At 36.6% G+C, this 20292-nt stretch carries 17 protein-coding genes and 1 tRNA gene; 9 read left to right on the forward strand and 9 right to left on the reverse strand.

The window, feature by feature from the left end; translation table 11 throughout:
- Positions 1-54: 54 nt before the first annotated feature.
- Together ACM0OP_RS03280 and ACM0OP_RS03285 are read right to left on the reverse strand one after the other, a co-directional pair.
- Positions 55-1539 carry a tetratricopeptide repeat protein gene (locus ACM0OP_RS03280; RefSeq protein WP_414526952.1) on the reverse strand — a complete coding sequence of 495 codons (1485 nt, stop codon included), beginning with the start codon at positions 1537-1539 and terminating at the stop codon, positions 55-57.
- A 74-nt stretch (positions 1540-1613) separates the two neighbouring features.
- Positions 1614-1826, reverse strand: a complete 213-nt coding sequence (locus tag ACM0OP_RS03285; protein ID WP_414526953.1) for a hypothetical protein — start codon at positions 1824-1826, stop codon at positions 1614-1616.
- 499 nt (positions 1827-2325) lie between these two features.
- On the opposite strand from ACM0OP_RS03285, the gene ACM0OP_RS03290 reads away from it, so the two are divergent.
- Both ACM0OP_RS03290 and ACM0OP_RS03295 read left to right on the forward strand, forming a co-directional pair.
- The gene (locus ACM0OP_RS03290; protein ID WP_414526954.1) at positions 2326-4791 is read left to right on the forward strand and encodes a tetratricopeptide repeat protein; all 2466 of its coding nucleotides are present in this window, start codon (positions 2326-2328) and stop codon (positions 4789-4791) included.
- Between the two features lie 443 nt (positions 4792-5234).
- Complete coding sequence (locus ACM0OP_RS03295; RefSeq protein ID WP_414526955.1) at positions 5235-5795, forward strand: hypothetical protein; 561 nt, start codon at positions 5235-5237, stop codon at positions 5793-5795.
- Between the two features lie 214 nt (positions 5796-6009).
- Here ACM0OP_RS03295 and ACM0OP_RS03300 read toward each other — a convergent pair whose 3' ends face one another.
- A complete protein-coding gene (locus tag ACM0OP_RS03300) occupies positions 6010-6543 on the reverse strand; it encodes a glycine-rich domain-containing protein (RefSeq protein WP_414526956.1) in 534 nt (177 codons plus the stop codon).
- Positions 6544-6929: 386 nt separating this feature from the next.
- Here ACM0OP_RS03300 and ACM0OP_RS03305 point away from each other — a divergent pair, with 386 nt between their 5' ends.
- The 3 genes from ACM0OP_RS03305 to ACM0OP_RS03315 are packed head-to-tail and all read left to right on the forward strand — an operon-like array spanning position 6930 to position 14034.
- Positions 6930-7628, forward strand: a complete 699-nt coding sequence (locus tag ACM0OP_RS03305; protein WP_414526957.1) for an RNA polymerase sigma factor — start codon at positions 6930-6932, stop codon at positions 7626-7628.
- Positions 7629-7633: 5 nt separating this feature from the next.
- The gene (locus ACM0OP_RS03310) at positions 7634-8584 is read left to right on the forward strand and encodes a DUF1822 family protein (RefSeq protein ID WP_414526958.1); all 951 of its coding nucleotides are present in this window, start codon (positions 7634-7636) and stop codon (positions 8582-8584) included.
- Between the two features lie 17 nt (positions 8585-8601).
- Positions 8602-14034 (forward strand): CHAT domain-containing protein, encoded by a 5433-nt coding sequence (locus ACM0OP_RS03315; protein ID WP_414526959.1) that lies wholly within the window; start codon positions 8602-8604, stop codon positions 14032-14034.
- A gap of 12 nt (positions 14035-14046) precedes the next feature.
- Here ACM0OP_RS03315 and xseB read toward each other — a convergent pair whose 3' ends face one another.
- Genes xseB through ACM0OP_RS03335 form a run of 4 tightly spaced genes read right to left on the reverse strand, consistent with a single transcriptional unit; the run spans position 14047 to position 16143 of the window.
- The gene (gene xseB, locus ACM0OP_RS03320) at positions 14047-14283 is read right to left on the reverse strand and encodes an exodeoxyribonuclease VII small subunit (protein ID WP_414526960.1); all 237 of its coding nucleotides are present in this window, start codon (positions 14281-14283) and stop codon (positions 14047-14049) included.
- Positions 14276-15523, reverse strand: coding sequence for an exodeoxyribonuclease VII large subunit (gene xseA / locus ACM0OP_RS03325; protein WP_414526961.1), 1248 nt, complete (start codon positions 15521-15523; stop codon positions 14276-14278). The genes xseB and xseA overlap by 8 nt, the downstream gene beginning before the upstream one ends.
- A 58-nt stretch (positions 15524-15581) precedes the next feature.
- Positions 15582-15863, reverse strand: a complete 282-nt coding sequence (locus ACM0OP_RS03330) for a type II toxin-antitoxin system RelE family toxin (protein WP_414526962.1) — start codon at positions 15861-15863, stop codon at positions 15582-15584.
- On the reverse strand, positions 15856-16143 hold the full coding sequence (locus ACM0OP_RS03335; RefSeq protein WP_414526963.1) for a type II toxin-antitoxin system Phd/YefM family antitoxin: 288 nt from the start codon (positions 16141-16143) through the stop codon (positions 15856-15858). Before ACM0OP_RS03335 ends, ACM0OP_RS03330 begins: the two co-directional genes overlap by 8 nt.
- A 198-nt stretch (positions 16144-16341) precedes the next feature.
- Here ACM0OP_RS03335 and ACM0OP_RS03340 point away from each other — a divergent pair, with 198 nt between their 5' ends.
- The 3 genes from ACM0OP_RS03340 to ACM0OP_RS03350 all read left to right on the forward strand — a co-directional run bounded on the left by ACM0OP_RS03340 (position 16342) and on the right by ACM0OP_RS03350 (position 17681).
- The gene (locus tag ACM0OP_RS03340; protein ID WP_414526964.1) at positions 16342-16575 is read left to right on the forward strand and encodes a hypothetical protein; all 234 of its coding nucleotides are present in this window, start codon (positions 16342-16344) and stop codon (positions 16573-16575) included.
- Positions 16568-16996 (forward strand): type II toxin-antitoxin system VapC family toxin, encoded by a 429-nt coding sequence (locus tag ACM0OP_RS03345; protein WP_414526965.1) that lies wholly within the window; start codon positions 16568-16570, stop codon positions 16994-16996. The genes ACM0OP_RS03340 and ACM0OP_RS03345 overlap by 8 nt, the downstream gene beginning before the upstream one ends.
- A 472-nt stretch (positions 16997-17468) precedes the next feature.
- The gene (locus tag ACM0OP_RS03350; protein WP_414526966.1) at positions 17469-17681 is read left to right on the forward strand and encodes a hypothetical protein; all 213 of its coding nucleotides are present in this window, start codon (positions 17469-17471) and stop codon (positions 17679-17681) included.
- Between the two features lie 266 nt (positions 17682-17947).
- On the opposite strand, the gene ACM0OP_RS03355 is transcribed toward ACM0OP_RS03350, so the two are convergent.
- Positions 17948-18032: transfer RNA gene (locus ACM0OP_RS03355), tRNA-Ser, on the reverse strand.
- Positions 18033-18160: 128 nt separating this feature from the next.
- Positions 18161-19093 carry a TIGR04168 family protein gene (locus ACM0OP_RS03360; protein WP_414526967.1) on the reverse strand — a complete coding sequence of 311 codons (933 nt, stop codon included), beginning with the start codon at positions 19091-19093 and terminating at the stop codon, positions 18161-18163.
- 150 nt (positions 19094-19243) lie between these two features.
- Between ACM0OP_RS03360 and nadA the strand changes: the two genes are divergently transcribed.
- Positions 19244-20218 (forward strand): quinolinate synthase NadA, encoded by a 975-nt coding sequence (nadA, locus tag ACM0OP_RS03365; protein ID WP_414526968.1) that lies wholly within the window; start codon positions 19244-19246, stop codon positions 20216-20218.
- The last annotated feature ends 74 nt before the right edge of the window (positions 20219-20292 follow it).

A 20292-nucleotide genomic window follows, 5' to 3' on the forward strand; every position in this document is an offset into this window, starting at 1 on the left:
GTTCAATCCCGCCTACAAAAATATAGAATTTAAATTGGTGAATAGACACTCGCGCTAACACCAGTGATATTCCGAAAAATTCATGCAATCATCTTTGGTGGAATGAATTACCGTTGTTTTAGTGAAATGTTCATGACAAAATAGTAAAAAGCCAAAAACATTCGGTAAATACTCTTTGCTTGTTACGAAAAATAAATCAAATGCCAGCCTAAAGAACATAATAGATAAACCGATTATGAATCCAATCATTACACCAATAAGTCCAGCAGCACTAGAATCATTTTCTGACACGAGACTAAGCATAGAAAATACAAACACTAATCCTGGAAAAAGTCCCCCTAATGCAATTGCTATGGGTTTAAACATAGCTCTAGCAATAAGTTTACCCAAACTAGGAATTTCATTGTCATCAGTAACAATTTGTATTCCTAACAAACGTTTAGTGAGGTCTTGTCCACGATTTTTATAAGCCAACCAAATCCAAGAATAGCCCCAAATTGCCAACCAAATTAAAGCCCCAAAGAAAATTGCTATGGCATTATTACCATTATCAATTGACATTAGTAGTGTGGCTGGTGATATGAGTACCAAATCAATAATTAATCCTAAAGCTCGGCGGTAAAAATTAATTCCTAATACTCGTCTTACTAAAATTGACTCGGAATTTAATAAATCTCTGAGATCAGGATCATTTTCAGCTAACTTTTGGGCTTTTTCAAATTCCTTTTGAACTAGCTTGAGAATTTTGCGTGCTTCCCGTTTCTTATTTTCTTCTAATAAATGATCAATTTCAGGAAATCTTTCTTCTGCTTGTGAAGCAATCACAATTGCCATAAATTGACGTGCTGTTTCATTAGCAGGTTCTTGACTTAAAACACCTTGTATTACTCCCTCTGCGTCTCCCCACATTTTATTTTCGATATAAACGTTAGATAAAGTCAGTTTATATCCTGAATTATTCGGCTCAAGTGAAATGGCTTGATTTAAAAGCGAAACAGCTTTTTTCCATTGGTGATCATCACTGTAATATTGAGCAGCATCAGCATATAAATCAGCCCTTTTTGAATTACAACGAATAGCTTGTTCCGCCGCATCAATAGCTGTAGCTATATCTGGTAAACGGTAATTAGCATATCCATAGACTTCCCATGCTTGATCATCATTAGGAGTAAAATCAACTAACTTCTTACCAGCAACAACAGCCTCCTTATAGCGTCCTTCATCAATTAATCGCCAAATTTCTTCTATTGTAGGAATAGCTGCGGCGGCTGCACGTTCTTCCTGGGTTGCTGTGAGTTTCCATTGAGCTAATTCTTGATCATATTTAGCTTTAGCATCAGGATCTGTGAGTATTTTTCGAGCTTCGGTAATCAATTTGAGCAGATTACTAATTGCTTTATATTTTTCACCAACTGCGCCAATAACCTTTCCTTTTGCTTCCGCAAATTTTTTCAACAGTTCTTTCCGAATTTTGTCAATCTCCCATTCTGGATTAAGTCCCAGAACTTGATAATAATCAATGAATTTATTTTCATCCATGACTTAATATTTTCCTTTGAGATATTGTGAATTTAGTAGAGAAATTACTAGGAATTGTCTCTAGTATCAGAAGGTTAAAGATAGAACTTCATATATGCTTGTAATGTACCTTCATGTACTGTTTGTCTATCAATAACAACTTTACCTTTGGAAGGTAGAGGAAAGTTAATCATCGCTTCGCCATTAGCATTTGTATAAGCCACTCTAACTCCGCCTGCAACGATATAAACTTTTAAGCCTCTAATGGGCTTACCATTGATGTTTTTAATGGCTTGTACGGTAATCATGAGGTTTTCTCCTTAAATCCATGCTGTGGAAAGATTTCACCAATTTGCTGGCTTCATGTCTGCCAATTTTCCGTATGTAGAAAATTTAAACTGACTTTAGCAGCTATTAATTGAGACAAATATAACTTAGTAATATCACTCCCTCAAGCCAGTAGTTTTATTAACTTTTACATAAAATATTTTCAGTATTAAATATTCTATGCAGTATAATAAATTTTTTAGGGGGATGGATTGACATCCAGGTATTCCCAGGTATTTTTGAGGTATTATCATGATAATTGCCAATTATTTAGCATTAATCACAAATAAATCTTTATTCTGCTGTTTTGGCAGCATAAGTAATTATCTGGTAATGTATTTTTAGCTGGCTATATTTATTACTTAATGTTTTATTCGCAAATTGTATTGATAAATACTTTAGCAAGGTGATCTAGAACTCTTCTAGATCAGATGCATAAAACTAAGTGATCCTTGACAATTTACTAAAATCATGTGTGTTATGAGACGTTTCAAAGTGGCTGAAGGACAACAAGAAAGAATTAGGAATGGTAGGCTACAGAAGGGCTGGAGGGTCAGCGAGGAGGATATTAGACCTTTGTCTGAAGCTTCTAAGTGTTTAATTGACCGATATGCCCAAGAAAATAATTGGTCTGATGATGATTTACGGTGGTTGGAAAATTTTGCAAATATTTTCCGCGTGGTGGAGCAAAATCAGAATATTGATCATATTAAACGCCAGATCAGAAATTCTCCAGGTTCATTGCTGCACAATATTAAACAATTGATAGACGACGGTGAAATTTTTGCTAAAGGTATTTCTTACAGAACTTGGAGGAGTTTTACTTCTCAAACCCCCACAAGTCGTATTAATGCGCCTGCATTCCAGGCTTATTGTGATGCTCTGGGTTTAGAATGGGAAGAAATAGCAGAAATTCCCCTAGCAGCACTCGCAAATCCTCGACCTATTTACAATAATCTGCCCACACCTGACTATACAGAACTGGTGGGTAGAGAAACAGAAATCAGTGAGTTGCTGAATTTTTTATCTCAAAAAAATATATACAGAGTTATTGTGGAGGGGAGTGGTGGACTTGGAAAAACGGCGTTGGTGTTAGAAGTTGCTTATCGTTGTTTGCAAGCTAGGTTGAATGGCGATAATAATTTTAATGTGCCAATTTTTGACGCTTTTATTTTTACTTCTGCTAGACAGCAGCATTTGACTGGTTGTGGTTTATTACGGTGGACACAACAACAGAGTAAGCGTATAGATATTATCAGTGCGATCGCCGATACTATAGAATTTCCTGAAATTAAGAGTATCTTAGACCCAAAACAACAATTACAGCAACTACGAGTTAAGCTGTCGTCTTTCCATAGCTTATTGATTATAGATAACTTGGAAACAGTGGAAGACCAAGAGGATGTTCTGGCTTTAATTTACGAATTACCTCCCACAGTCAAAGTCATCATCACATCTCGTCAGCAAGCACCGTTAGATTGTTATCTTGCCTTAGAACCTTTATCAGAAGAAGCCTGTTTTCAGTTAATTGAAAATCTCGCCTGCCAAGGTAGTGTAGTTATAAATACTAACCAATATCAGAAAATATACGATGGCACTGGGGGCATACCTGGTGCGATCATTTATCCTATTGGTCAATTGCGGGCTTCTCGTTCCTTGGATGGGGTATTGCAGCAGCTACATCAACCAAAGCACAATATACCTCGGTTTTGGTTTGAGAGTTCATTGCAACCATTGCAAAACCAACCCGCCCATTATCTGTTAATGGCTTTAGCTATGTTTCCCCAACCTGCAATGAAAGCCGCAATTGTTCAGGTAGCATTACCAATCGCAGATGACCGCAACATAGATGAAGAATTAGCTGTATTACAACAACTATGGTTAATTAAATTTCAGAAAGAGAGGTATGTAATTAATCTCCCATTGACTCGCAGCTATGTATTTGGGGAATTAGCAGCTAACTGTGAGTTTGAGCAAGCAGCAAGGGAGAGGTGGATTAATTGGTATTTGCAATACTCCCAGGAATATGGGCAGAAGGATGAAAAGGAATGGCATGATTATGAAATTTTAGAGGAGGAGTGGGATAACCTGCAAGCTGTAATGGAATGGTGTATTGACCAAAACAGATATGAAGAATTTTTACAACTGTGGCGCAACATTAATTGTTATTCTCATACTCAAGGATATTCTAGGGGCGATCGCACAACAGCTTGGCGCAATGGATTAGATTGGATAGACTGGCTCATCCAAGCCGCCATACAACATCAACATTGGTCAACAGTAGCCGAACTGATGGCTAACAAAGGCTGGACACTCACACTCATAGGCAATAATAGATTTACAGAAGCACAAACACTATTTACACAAGCTTGGAAACTTCGTCACCATCAAAACAGCAACTTTCAATTAACCTTAGCTATTCATATCGGCTGCTTACGCATAGAACAACAAAAATTTCCTCAAGCTCATCGGTGGTTCCATTGGAGTCAAAACTTACTCAATCGAGTAACCTTAGACCCAGAAATAGCAACCCGTCACCAAATTCAGATATTATATAATCAAGGTCAAATTCACTTCAAAACTAGCAATTACCACGAAGCAGAAACATCCTATCAGCAAGCTCTATCGCTGGCTAAAACTATTGATTGGCAACGGGCAATGTGTTTAATTCAAAACTGGTTAGCAGATATTGCTATAGAACTGGGGAATCTGCAAAAATCCCAAGAATTATTAGAACAATGTCTACTAGTAGCAGAAAAAAACTTAGACCAATGTACCATTGCTTTCTGTAAACAATCCACAGCATTTTTAGCAAAAGCTGATGGTAACTGGACAGATGCTCAATCCTTCGCCCAATCAGCATACCAAGACTTTTTGAAATTAGGAATGTTGGCTGAAGCCGAAGAAACCCAAACTTTGCTGCAAGTGATAAAAAGTAATATATAGTAACTATGTACTACTACAAAATTGAAGTTAAATTATCCACATTTGAGAGCGCTCCCAGGTAAAGCAGCCATGACATCTGCTTTGATATTAACCACACGGGGGCGCAGCCTTTTTTATTGTTTGAGAGGTTAACAACGAGCAGATGAAAATATCCAGTTGACTAAACCATCAAAGTCAAAATGTTCTGCAAATAACGCCTGAGTCTGAGGAAAAGAAACTTCCCAATTATTCCTTATTTTTTTACTTCAGTCACTGTTAAATTTAACAAATTCATATTTAAACTTTATTGTCAAGATCACCGCTTTTGACTCAAACTGATCTACACAAAGTCTCAAAAACTCTACTAGAGTAGATTTCATAGCTTCAGTTAGGGGCTTGTATGCTGAATTAATTAAGTAGGTAGATATAGAAAAACCAAACTATATTACTAAAAGTAAACAGTCATGAATACATTCGCCTATCATACAACTATTACAAAAAGTTATAGTTTTCCTGATCTTTTTGAAGACTTGGCAGTTACAGCCACATTTTCTGATTTTGCTGAAATATGTCAACTTTTTCAGTCTGCTGCTGATTACTATAGAAGTAGAGGAATTAAACAATGGAATAAAGGCTATGATTTAGAGAAAATATATCATAATATCTCGAAAGGAGAAGCTTTTATTGTGAGAAATGAAAGTGGAGTTTTACTATGCACGTTTGCGATTTCTAAAAAATTACCCAATTATTATCCTGAACATTTGACGATAGAAAGCAATATTTGGATTGTTAAAAGTTTATGTAAAAACCTACAAGAAAAAAATTCAATTGCTGAAAAAATTATCATAAAAATAATTAAAAATGCTGTTGATAACTATATTAATAAAATATATTTAGACTGTGTTATGGATAACCAAATATTAGAAAGATATTATCAAAAATATGGATTTAAAAGAATAGCAATAGTTGAACATCCAAAATATGAACAAAACATGGCAGTTATGGCATTAAATATTAAAGAATAAATATTTAATAAAAATTCGACATCTTAATTATAATTTGGATATACTTCAATGAAAATTCCCTAGTATGCAGCCAAGTTAATTAAAATATGTTCTTCAAACAATTTATAACTGTATAAGAAAAAACCCAAACTCTTTTGCAAGCCATTCACCAAAATTATAAATTAGAAAAAGTAGGATAGCCTAGCTACCCTACAACTATTTTGTTTAAGTTAAATTATCCACATTGCAGAGCGCTCCAAGGTAAAGTAGCCATCACATCTGCTTTAATATTAACCACACGGGGGCGCAGCTGTTTTTGTTGTTTGAGAGGTTGACAACCCGATGGAGATACCCAGTTGACTAAACCATCAAACTCAAAATGTTCTGCAAATAATACCTGAGTCTCAGCAAAAGCAACTTCCCAATCATTTCTATCCACTTCATCCATTAGTCCCGCATAAGGAAAATGGTTAATAAAACGACCAAATAGCATTTGACAATCTTCCTTATACTTAGCGGTATCTAACAAGTGAGAATGCCAAACAGCATCAATTTCCTGAGTAGGTATAATTTTATTATGGGGATAGACATACATCAAGAACAAAAATATTACATATTGCTTCAAAGCACGCACGGTTTGTTCTCTTGTCCAACCACAACCCTTCTCTGGATGCATCAGCAAAAAGGCAATTGGCTCTAAATCTAGCACCTCTAGCTTCTGCAAAAAAGTTAACCTTTCGGTGGATGAAACGCGCTGTTCAACTAACATCTGTTCAAATCCTGAAAAACTGTATGTCTTACAGTCGTTAGTCGTTTTGTCAGTTCTGCATTATTTGCACAGAAAAATTTTACCTCACTCAGCAAATAGGAAAAAAAATTAGTGATCATACGAATATTTCAGTATTTATAAATACTATATTTATAGTCGTATACATACAAATCAAATCTTGAAATGTATATCAAAAAACACAAACTTCTTAACCCTGAATATCGTTGAAGCTAACCAATCATCAAGGCTAAATTATCTATTTTCATCCTCAGCCAGCGATTTAAGTATAAATTTTTATAAAAAAAAATCACAAAAAATACACAGTTACGTGATTAATTATTTGGTATATTTTCCATATCCATGATCTTATTATCAATCACCATGCTATGGATGAACACCTACAGCAACTACTTCAAGCACTCTCAAAAACAGAACAACGGAGTAGAGATGAACGGCAAATTATAGGCAAAATTCTCAAATTGATTCCTAATTTACCCGGTATTTGCAGAAATTACGATCCTAAAATTAACTATGAAGATGCCTTTAACCGTGCTATAGAAGGTGTGTGGCTAGGAATTAGAAAATTCGTTCAGGTGTCTATAACTCGGATTCTCAATGCTAATGCTGAAATTAATCGCCGTTCTTTTGTCGCCTGGTTTAATAGAATCTTAAAAAACAAGATTTTTGATCTTTATCGTCAGCATAAAAAACAACCCCTGAGCTTAGATATACAAATTGCCGAAGAGAGTGACACACATTTAAATTTTCTAACTTATGACATCAACATTACAAGTATTGAGCAACTAATCACCGAAGAAGAAATAATTCAAAATAAAGAAAAAGAAAAGCGAATCAAATCTTTTCTCGAACAAGATGAAGAATTATTAAAATGTAAGTTGAAGAATAACCCTCAATGTAACTGTCAAGCACTGATTAAACTGAGAATGTTAAAACAACCGCCAGAAATTTGGCAAGAAATCGGTAAATATTTTCAAATAGCATCATGGAAAACCATTGAATCACACTGGCGGCGAAAATGCTTACCACTTTTAAATCAAATTTCATTATTATTTTATGAGGCATAAATGATATGACAAAAAATGCAGAACCCTTTTTCATAACTGTTCCTCTCACCCTAGAAAACCACGAATGTGCTAAAAGATTTGCGTCTGAACAGTCTGCTTCTGCCAAAGTCAAACAAGTTTATCTGAACACTTTAGCTGTTTTGGCAGTTGATAGTTTCTTGCGCTGGATGGAATTTGAAACAGATTTAAATGCTAGTGATAGTTGGCATCCTATAATTCGTCGTTTTAATAACGTAGCTGATTTAGTGCTTCCTGATTTGGGAAGATTAGAATGTCGTCCCTTTTTAGCAGCAGAAAATTCCCTAATTTTACCTTCGGAAGTAATAGGAGATAGAATTGGTTATATAGCTGTAAAATTTGTAGAAAATTTACAGCAAGTGGAAATATTAGGATTTCTCCCAGCTTGCGAAAACATAGAAACACCAGAAATAATTTCACTGAATGATCTTCACCCTCTTGCAGAATTAACAAATTACTTACTAAATTTACCACCTATTGCTGAAGAAGAATTAGCACCAGAAAATACTGATGAGCCTAATTTATCAGTAGAGTTGTTGCGACGGTGGTTAGAGAATAACTATGATGGAGAAACATGGCAAAAACCAGAGCAAATATTAGTAAGTAGCGGTCTGAGAAATCAAAAAATTAATATACCATTGAATTGCAGTCGAGCTAAAGTGATTAACTTAGGTAATCATTTAGTAATTATCCTGATTTCATTAACTGTTGAAGTGGAAAATGAAATGAAAATAACGGTTAGCTTATATCCGGGAGATACCGAGCCTAACTTACCTTTAGGAATTATCCTGAAATTATTGGATGAAGATGGAGATTTAATAGCGGGAGATGATTACCCTGAACCCATGATTGAACTTACCGAAGTAGATTTTAATACTGAATTTAGTATCGAAGTTACATTGGGGGAAGATAGGTTTGTAGAATTTTTTCAAGTTTAAAACAGGTACATAAATTCATGGAATCATTAGCTGTTTTATTATTTGAATCAGGGGATTTTGAGCAAGGCTTTATAGTTAAGTTGCAATTACAGCAAGCTCAGGGATATATCACAGCAACATTACCAAAAAATCCCCAAATTTCCAGTGTATATGCCAATATCCAAAACTTGTATTATCAAGTTAATCCCCTGAAACGCAAGCAGAATATTGATCACCAATATCACACGCGTAAAAGAAAATATAACGTCCAAAATTCAAAAGACAAAAAAGATCCCAAACAAGAGATTAGGGAATATATCGAACTGTTGCAAGGTCAATTAAATGAATGGCTAAATTCTAAGTCCTTTCAGGTGATTCGGACAGCAATAATTAATAATTTTTCTGCTTATCCCCATTCAAGATTAGTTATCCAAGCTAACAATCCTCTTCTCTGGCGTTTACCTTGGCATAATTGGGATATTTTGCAGCGATTAGGAGATGTAGAAGTTACTTTATCTTTTCCGCAACTCAAACCAATTCAAAAATTTTCACCAGCTTCATTGCGAAATGGAATTAGAATTTTAACGGTAATTGGTGCTACTGAAGGAATTGATGTTACAGGAGATATTAACGCCATATATGATATTTTTACCCAAAAACAGGCAGAAATTAAAATAGTTCCCCAACTGGCTCAAACACAATTAGATATACAAATATCAGCAAAAAGCACACTTTCCCGCCGAGAATTATATGATGTCCTTTGGGATTATCAACCCAATCAAGATGTTTTCATCAAGACATCTTCATCTCAGATAAATAACAATAGTTTTCTCACTCCTCAAGGCTGGGATATCTTAGTCTTTGCTGGACATAGTAACACCCTGTGGTCTAAGGATCAAACTGGTGTTTTACATATTAATTCTGAAGAAAGCTTAAGTATAGGCGAATTACGTTCAGCCATTAAATCTGCACTAGCTTTTGGCTTGAAGTTAGTCATTTTTAATTCTTGTGATGGTTTGGGTTTAGCTAAAGACTTGATGGATTTACAAATTCCTTATGTTATCGTTATGCGTGAGGAAGTACCTAATAATGTGGCTGTTAATTTCATCAGAACTTTTTTACAAGAATTTGTACAGAATCGGGAACCAATTCATACAGCAGTTAGCAAAGCCAGAAGACAACTAAATAAACTGGAAGCACAATATCCTTTAGCTAGTTGGCTACCGATTATTTTTCAAAGTTCACCAATATTAAATCTAACTTGGGAACAATTATTAACTGGACTCAAAGTTAATAGTGATTGGAGAGGATGCTGTTTAACATTATTTACATTAGACGCTCTGCGACGGTTACAAAACAATCTTTTAACTAAAATTAAAGGGTTAGAAATTGAAGATATTTATATTGCTCCAAAATTACGGTTATTACAAACAATTCAGCCAAATAATTGGCAGGAAGTCCGGCAATTATCTGATGATCATAAAATTCCTAAAAATTATGAATTTATAGAATTTCTGGAAAAAGTAATTACTCGCAGTAATATCGGCGAAGTTAGAAGATTAGCAATTCTGGGTGAACCTGGAAGCGGTAAAACTTTATTATTACAACGGGCTGGAGATTGGATTTATTGGAATTTAAACAGGCTGGTAATTTGGGTTTATTTAGCAAATGTGAACCGCACACAAAGTTTAGAAAATTACTTGCAAACAGTATGGCTAAAACGGGCGCAAGCAGAAGGTAAATTATCCTGGGCTAATCAGGAAAATTTATCTGAGATATTTGCTAGTAAAAATGTCTGGTTATTGCTGGATGGAGTTGATGAAATGAATGTGAACTCTGGTGATCCTGTGGGAGAAGTGACACGCCAGATTAATCAATCTAATTTTTTATCTCAAGCTAATATCATTTTAACCTGTCGTCTTCATCTTTGGGAAGCGAATAAATATCTATTACAACAGTTTGAAATTTTCCAGAATTTAAATTTCACGGCTGGCGATAATCCCAATATGTTTAGTACAGAAGTAAATCAGGTAACTTTGTTTATTCGGCGCTGGTTTACTGGTAATTCTCAGAAAGGAGAGGCATTAATTACTGAAATTAGACAGGATAGGAATAAACGCATTGAAGATTTATCAAGTAATCCTCTGATATTATCTCTCTTATGTTTAGTTTGGGAAACGAATCAAGATAAAACAATATCACAAATTTTGACTTCTAGAGCCGCCTTATATGAACGCTTTGTAGAAGATTTTTATAAATGGAAAGCAGAATTATTTCGCCAAGAAGATAATATTCTTGTTAAGACTAATGAACGCTTAACTTTAAATCAAAGTACGATTGATCAATTAAATCATGATTTAGGTATATTAGCAAAGCGGTGTTTTGAAGATAAACAGAACCGGAAAGTTACATCAGCGCAATTAGAGCAAGTTACAGCAAATCCTCATCCGGCTACTAAATTTTTCTTACCTGCAATTAAAAATATTATTGCTAACAGTGGAATGGAGTTATATACCTCACCGTTCCATATTTCCCATTTTATGGCAAGTTTAATTTTAAAAACTAATTTAAAATTAGCTCTCCAGTTGGGTTGGCTGAATCAAGTTGGAACATCTAAATATGATTCCAATCAGCCAATTTATGCTTTTTTTCACCCGACGTTTCATCAATACTTTGCTGCTAAAGCAATTAATGAAGGCGAATATGAGTTTTTTCTCAAACACAGTATTATTCTACCTCCACCTTATGGAAATTATCGTGTATTTGATTCTCAATGGCAAGAGGTGATGTTGTTATGGTTTGGTAGAGAAGATGTTTTAGATGATTTTAAACAATTACTAATTGAAAATTTATGGCGATTTCGAGATGATTCACAGTTTTTTTACACATACAAAGCCAGGTTTTTAGCAGTAGCAGCTTTAGCAGAATTTAAACCCTGTCGTCCACTGGAACGTCAATTAACAGATGATTATCATCATACTACAGTTACTGTAAATGAAATGATAGACCTAGTTGGTAAGACTAGCTTTATTTATAAAAGTAATGAAGATGAAAATGATTGGTCACTTCCATTTAAGGCATTTGAAAACCGCGCAAAAATAGCATTTACTAGAACAAATCCTGAATTGTCTGAAAAATGGCTTGTTAATTTTATTAGGCGTAATCAACCGGAATGTCGTATTGTTCCAGCTTTAACACTAAATTATTTGTCTCCCGCACATCCGTTAGTTATAGATGCTTTGCTAGAGCATTTCAAAATGCGTCATCAGGAAGACAATAAGTTGCACCGTATTTATTCTACAAAATTTGTAATTCACATTGCTAAAAACAATGAAAAAGCTATTAATCAATTTATTGATTTTTTTAATTATGCAGAAGATGAAGATATAGAAATTAATGTTGCGTTGGTTTTGGGATGTATTGCTAATAGTAATCACAGGATGCCAAATCTGACAAAATCAGTGGTCATAGAAGCCATTGATAGGTTAATCCAATGTTGGAAAAATACTCCTTCTACAGAAAGTAGAATATATTCATGTTTCCATGAATATTGTCAGTGCTTAGTTGATGAAAATCCTAACATAGCTGAATATTTAATTAACCAATTAGTTCAATTATCGCAGAATCTTTTATTAGAAGAGAATCAGAATAATAATTTTTCTAAAAATCCGCGTTATCGGCAATATTTAATTGCGGCTAAACAGGTTTCTCTGGCTATAGCATTATTAACGATTTCTCCAGTCAATCAACTGGCTATGAATACTTTAATTAAAGTAGCTGTTCAGGAGCCAGAAAATGAAATAGATGTGGCGATTTTTCAGTGTTGGAAAAATTTAGGTAAAGATTATCCGGTAATTATTCATTCCCTTTGTGCTTATATTCATAAATTGGATGAGGAAAAAGCAACAAGTAGATTTTTCTTTAAAACTATTGATATTTTGGGAGATGTGGCTTTAGGTGATTTGGTTGCAATTGAGGTTTTAAGCCACAGGTTAAAAATTGCAGAATCTTCTGATTTACGTTTAAGTATTACCAAACAGTTAATTAAAATCGATCCGGTTAATATCAAAGCTATTAATCATTTACGAGAGTTAATGGAAACTGATACTTGTGTAGATAGGCGTGCATCAGCAGCAAAATATTTAGGAGAATTTTCTGAACTCTACCGGGAAGTAGCTATTAATACTTTGATTTCTTGGCAGAATGCTTATTTTGAAGAAGTTATGGATTTTGTAGAGAAATCATCTATTGATCAAGATAATATCACTCGCTGTATTGCTAAATTAGCGCGGGAGTCGGAAGAAGAATACGGAAAGTATGCTGAGAAAACCATATACTTGCAACGCTTGTTTCGCCAGTCTGCTTTAATTAGTAATATTGCTGATAGTTTATCTAATTTTTCTCGGAATCATCCCCAGGTAATTGCTCATTTAACTGAATTAATTTTAAAGTTTCCTCGTTGCTATACTCAATATTGTTTAGTTCAGAATTTAGGCAGAATTGACCCAGGAAATCCTGTTTGCATTGAAATGTGGATGCAGTTATATGATTATGAGACTAAAGCAGATGAGCGCCAAAGTATTGCTACTCAGTTCCGCTCTACAGTTTATTATAATTGGAATGCGGAAGTAGGCGATCGCACTCGCCGCCAAATGATTATTGACGCATTAACTAAAATTCTGAAATCTACTGAAGATACATCATTCAAGTTAGGTTTAGCCGAGACTTTAGGTTTATTTGACCCTGGAAATGCTTTAGCAATTTCCACATTAATTAGTTTAGTTAAGGGTAAATATAATGGACATTTTTCTCATCCCACTGCTGCATTAGAAAAAATGCTTCAGGGAGAAAAGGCGGAAATAGTCGCTAGAGAAGTTGTGATACATCTTAAGGATCTATTGAAAGATACTTATAAAAACCGATGGGAAAATGATAACTATGATCGGTTACAATATTTGCTAGAATTATACTATCTGTGTTCAGAAATATTGCCCTATCCCGAATTTTACCGAATTTTTAATAATAAATCAAAAACTTATCATCTCAAGCCCAGATTTGTGATTTTTAGCATCTTTAAATCTGTGGCTAATTTAGGATTCGATATTACTTATGATATCCTTCATCCGGTTGACCTATTAATTAAAATAAGCGCCTCTATTGGGCGAATATTGCAAGGTTTATTTTGGACTGTTGGAGTTATTTTAACATCTGTTGTGACACTAATTATTGTCGTAATTTACCCCATCTATTGGCTATCTAAAAAATATCTAAAAATTGATCTAAAACGAACTCTAATGCGGGCGTTGGGCGGTTTATATGGTTTAACAGTAGGAGGTATTATTTTAATAACCACTTTTACCGTAATATTGCTATCTTTATCATTAGGATTGGCTGTAGTTCCCCTCCCAGTGATGATAGTTCTGATTTTAATCAGTGCGGGAGTGATAAAATTCACAGGAAATAATGAATAGTTACATATTACACTATGACTCATCTGTCAAAGTTTCAATTAACAGATTCACCTGTTGCTGTCGCTGCTGCAAAAAATTTTCGCACTGACGTAAAGACTCGACAGCAGTAGAAAACTGCTCAAACACATCTTCCAAATCCAACTCCCCTGCCTCAATGCGAGCAATAATTTCTTCTATTTCAATCACCTTCCCCTCATAATTCCAACTCGCCATTGAATCAGAACTCGAAGCATCCTTACGTTTAACCATTCAACTCTCTGTCTCTTTGTGGTTTGTTTTCCATCACCTTCACTTTAACCTCTCCCTGTCCCAACTGAATCAACAAATCCTCACCCACCGTTAACTCAGCCGCAGAGCGAACTATCCCCCCATTTTCCTTACTGACCACAGCATAACCACGCTGTAACACTGCTTTAGGGTCAAGACTAGCCAACTTTTCCCGTAACAATTCTAAACGCTGCTGTGCTTGGTGCGATCGCCCCAAAGTCACCTGTATCAATTGTTGCCTTTTCCAACTTAGCTGCTGCATCTCCTGCTGCACCTGTCTATCTAACCCCAAACGCCGCAAACCATACCGTAAACTTTGCAACTTATCCTCAGCATTTCCCGCAAATTCACTTACTGAATCACTCAACGCAACTATCCTTTGCCGATGCTGAAAATACAACTCTGCCAGAGATGGTACAACAGTTTCCGCCGCCGCCGTCGGTGTATGTACACAAGCATCAGCAACTAAATCTACCAAAGACTCATCCCGTTGATGACCAATACCAGTAATTACCGGGATAGAACAAGTAGCAACAGCCCTTACCACCCGTTCATCATTAAAGCAAGCCAATTCCTCAACCGCACCACCACCCCGTGATAAAATCAGCACCTCGGCGCGACCATCACGATTAACCCGATTAATCGCCTTAACTATAGAATCTGGTGCTTGCTCACCCTGCACCGTAGCCGGAGAAAATAAAACGTGTAAACCGGGATATCTTTGTTTGAGAGTTTTTTGAATATCGCCCCAAGCCGCCGCAGTGGGTGATGTTACCACAGCAATAGTTTCAGGATGCAGAGGTAAAGGACGTTTGCGTTCTGGATCAAATAAACCCTCAGCCAGCAAGCGGTTTTTTAATTGTTGATAGCGTAGCGCCTGTAAACCTGCACCAGCAGGTATCGCTTGCCAAACCGATAATTGATACTCTCCCCTTTGCGGATAAACTCTGATACTACCCAAAATAATTAACTGCTCACCAGCAATTGGCATTTGAGCCAGTTTAGGGATTTGGCTTTTCCACACCACACACTTAATCCCGGCTGTCCCTTCTGGGTCTTGTAGTGTAAAAAATAACCCACTGTGATGGTTGTTAGCACTGGAAACTTCCCCAGTTACCCAAACTTGGCGTAATTGATTATCTTGCTCTAACAACAAGCGGATATAGTCAGTTAATCCAGCTACTGAAAGCGCTGTGTCGGGAAGTAGAGAGTTAAAAGTCATCTCGGTTGGTGAGCATTGGTGCTGGAGCGATTTTAGCATTTTTCATGAATACCAAAGTTTATCCCAACCAGCGCTTTAATCTTTTATAGACATCATCATCATTACGCTTACCTACTAAAATTACTTCTACTAAATTTTGATCAGGAAAATATCTATATATAATTCGATATTCCCCACTATCAACTCGATAGAAACCTTCATAACCCGATAGCTTTTCACTATCAGTTGGTAAAGGCTCAATATTTAAAGCTAAAACCTTTTTGGCAATTTGCGCTGCTATTTTAGGTTGCAAACCATTCAAAAAATCAAGAACAGTTGCTAGACCATCAAGCCTAGCCATTAGCTAAATGCTCCAATGCAGACGTGAAAGCCTCTGTACCCACCATTTGGGAATTATGCAAATCAACTTCAGCCGCCTGACCGAAAACCATATCCTCTAATTCTTGCAGCCGATGAATTAATTTTTGGTAACTCTGGGCTGAGATAATCACATGGCTGGGACGTGATTGTTTAGTTAGTAAAACTGGTTCGGTAGTAGCCTTGTCAAAAACCTCACCGTGTTTGTTCCGAGCATCTGTGAGAGTGTAGGTCTGCATGATAGCTTTGACTATTTTAGACATTTTGACTATATTTTAGCAGATTATTCTCATAGAAGAGACTGCAAATACCCAAATGCCTGAGTGAACGTGAGAAAAACGCAGCTAGAACTCAAAAAACACTTCACTTTGATTCTAAGGAAAAAACACTAATTAACGCATACCAGGTTACGTTACACTATAAACTAATCTATTGATTAATCTAGACAGGGTAAAACCATCATGGAAAAAATAGAAGTTCAAGTAGATAGACTTACCTTTGAACGAGCAAAAACTCTGGCGATCGTCAATCAATCAAGTCTATCAGAATTGATTACTCATGTAATTGAACGTTTAGCAGAAATCCAGGAACAAAAAGATCCATTAATGGGATTATATGCTGATGTTCCAGAGATTGTAGATGAAATTGTTGCCGAAGCTATGGAAAAAAGAGGGCATAATTTAGCGGATGAATAAAGTAGAAAAATCCCTACTTGATACGGATATTCTTTCAGAAATTATTAAACGAGCAAATCCTGTTATTATTGCTAAGGCTAATATTTACTTAAATAAATTTGATAAATATACAATTTCTGTAATCACAGTTATGGAAATCGTAGAAGGTTGGCAAAAACGCAAGCAGGAGAAACGTCTTCAGCAGTTCTTAACTATCCTGGATTCACAGGAGATATTATCCTTTGAATTGGAAGAAGCCGTATTAGCCGGGAGAATATACGCTGATTTAGAGGCAATAGGTAAAAGGATTGGTTATCCTGATTGTATGATTGCTGCTATTGCTATCCATAATAATGTGACTTTAGTTACTGGTAATTTATCTCATTATGAAAGGATTCAAAACTTAGGTTATTCACTCAGACTAGATAATTGGCGTTTATAGTATCGCTCCTGATGCTTTTATCTAGGTTATATGTACTACTTTGCCCCTACATCTTCTTACCACTTCGTCAACATTTAGATGCCTTTGCCCTGCGTTGCATAGAGCATCTCAACATGATTAATAGTTTACGTACCCAAAATGACTAATACTGAACAGGTGGCGTCTGTTGTCTGGAATATAAAAAGCCTCAAACATATCTTCTCATACTTGTGTAATTCTATACATAGAACTATGTGAGCGTTTATCAAGATGAATACTTATCACATCACCTGTAGAAATACCAACTTCCTCACCTATAAGTGATTTTAGAACTTCTTTTTTTGATAACATTGATTTTATATTTTTTTTAAACACATCGGTATTGTAGCATATTTACTTACCAGTTCTTGTGCAAATTTGAACTAGCCATTGTTTCAACACCTGAGAATCACTTTTTTTAGCATCACCAATTAATAAGTCTGATACACTACTCATGGGCTTAATTGATAGTTGGTTTGACTTCGGTGCTGAACGTATAGCAGAATTAAAAAACAGTGGATATGAAGACGCGAAACGTTGCTTAATGCCGATTATGGAGACTTTTAGCACTCTGAAAAATCAGCCTCAGTCTCTGGATGGGCTGGTTAACTCAACCCAGCGTTTATTTAATCTTCACTGTAAACCGGAGTTAATCACAGATAAATAGCCAATAAATGACTGTACTGTGGTCTAAACTAGAAAATCTATGCTTTTTGGGAGGTAGTCAAATTTAAGCGATCGCCTGATAATAGCAGCAAGCCCTGTTTTATCTGTGTACCTCTGCAGTTAAAAAATTGTCTTAGAATTATGTAGTATCGCTAACCTCATTTGAGAGCGATCGCCTAAACCTTAAATAAACATCAGATAATTCAAATGTTTAGATAACATTGTAGGAGCGGCGGCTTCCTTAACTATTTTGATAGTTTAAATCAACGGAGAGGGGGAGATTCGAACTCCCGGAGGTTTTAGCCTCATCCGATTTCAAGTCGGACGCAATCGACCACTCTGCCACCTCTCCAATAAAACTGTCGAGCTTTTAATAAATCTGCGACGATACACTAATATAGCGTCTTTGCCGAATATTAACAAGCTGACAGATCATAATATATCTCATTATCTACATTGAAGGCAAATATCTAGGACACATTAAGCGAAAGCCTCCGGTAAGCTTTGTGATCCCTCGTACAAAATTTCCTCTAAAGTCACCTGGAAATCATGGCCTATCCAAACTTGGGAGACTTGGGAAACCTCACCTGCGTTTAAGGAGACAATGGAAAAACTACGCAATTTCTCGCCCTGATTTTCCAAAATTCTGGGTACAGTTGCCGCATTTAAATAAATTGTTCCCTCTGGACTTCTAAATACAGCTTTGCGCTGCACTTTTTTAGTGTGTCTAAGAGTACGGTGCATATGCCCGAATGTCACTAGAGGAATAGTTTTACCAGCCGTGAGAGCCTGAGAAATTGCTTCACCCAGGTCTGGGTCGCCAAAGTCACCACCGATGGGATGCCAGTCCTTACCGCATGGATCTTCGGGGCGATCGCCTAAACCGCTAGGGCCATTGTGACCGAGAAAGATAATTGTTTCATGAGCAGCGCTATTGACCGCTTCAACGATGCGATTAGTGGATTCTTCCAAACTGGTTACACCATACCGTTGTTGCACGATGTCCGCAAATTTCCATTCTGGTCCACCCCAGGTAAAAGGCCGACCGCCTACCACAGTTAAATTCCAGGCGGGAAAATCTAGCTTACTGTAACCTACATGAGCAGATCCCAATAAATCGAGTTGTTCCTGTACCCAATCTGACTGAGAACGGTCATAAGGACACTTTCGTCGTCCCCACTCCGTGGCAGTGTACCAGGCATCATGGTTGCCCATCACTGCTGCCTTGGGAATATCCAGGGAGGCGATCGCCCTCACCACATCCACCGATTCATTGCCAAAATCGCCCACAAACAGCACTAAGTCAACATTCAGATGCTTGAGTGCAATGCCATCTTCTAATTCCCATTGGTCGTGAACATCTCCAACTACAGCAATTTTTAGGGTTATTGATTTGGTTTTATGACTGGTCATGCCACTTTCCTAGCCTTCTATCTCCAGGATATGAAACTCACGTGAATTTGGACATAACTAACGGAATATCCACCTGCTACTATTTTTGGTAAAAACTACTATAATTGAATCCACAGGACAAAAACTGGCAACTTAAAGCAACCCCTAACTGTGTTTACCACTGCACTACCTCAAACAGAGACAACCCCACCGGGTGGACTACCGCTAGATTTATTTGCTGCCATTGAGAATCTTAAAAAAGAACTCAATGCCGTTATTTTGGCGCATTACTATCAAGAAGCGGATATTCAGGATATCGCCGATTTTATTGGGGATTCATTACAATTGGCCAAAGCCGCAGCCCAGACCAATGCAGATGTGATTGTCTTTGCTGGTGTTCACTTTATGGCAGAGACAGCAAAGATACTCAATCCTGATAAATTGGTGCTTTTACCAGATTTAGATGCTGGTTGTTCTTTAGCAGACAGTTGTCCCCCAGAAGCGTTTGCCGCATTTAAAGCAGCGCACCCAGATCATTTGGTAATTTCATACATCAACTGCTCGGCTGAGATTAAAGCCATGAGCGATATCATCTGCACCAGTTCTAACGCTGTCCAGATTGTGCAACAAATACCACCCACACAGCCGATTATTTTTGCCCCAGATCGGAACTTGGGACGGTATGTGATGGAACAAACTGGCCGAGATTTACTCCTATGGCAAGGTAGCTGCATTGTCCATGAAACCTTTTCTGAAAAGAAAATTGTCCAGTTAAAAATTACTCACCCAGAAGCAGAGGCGATCGCTCACCCGGAATGTGAAAGTAGTGTATTGCGCCATGCCAGTTTTATCGGCTCAACAGCAGCTTTACTCAAATATTGTCAAAATAGCCCTACACAGGAATTTATCGTGGCTACAGAGCCAGGTATTATTCACCAAATGCAAAAACTGGCTCCCAACAAACTCTTTATTCCTGCCCCACCATTGAATAACTGCGCTTGCAACGAATGTCCATTTATGCGATTAAATACTCTGGACAAATTGTATTTGGCAATGAAAAACCGCACTCCTGAAATCACTATGTCAGAAGATATCCGGGAGGCGGCGCTACGACCAATGCAACGAATGCTGGATATGAGTGTTTAGTTAAATTGTCAAATATAAGAAAACCCCCTAGCTGTCTTGTTTGCTAAGGGGTTTTATTTTTTAAAAGATAAACC

This window comes from Nodularia chucula CCY0103 (assembly GCF_963923915.1).
Taxonomy (GTDB): Bacteria; Cyanobacteriota; Cyanobacteriia; order Cyanobacteriales; family Nostocaceae; genus Nodularia; species Nodularia chucula.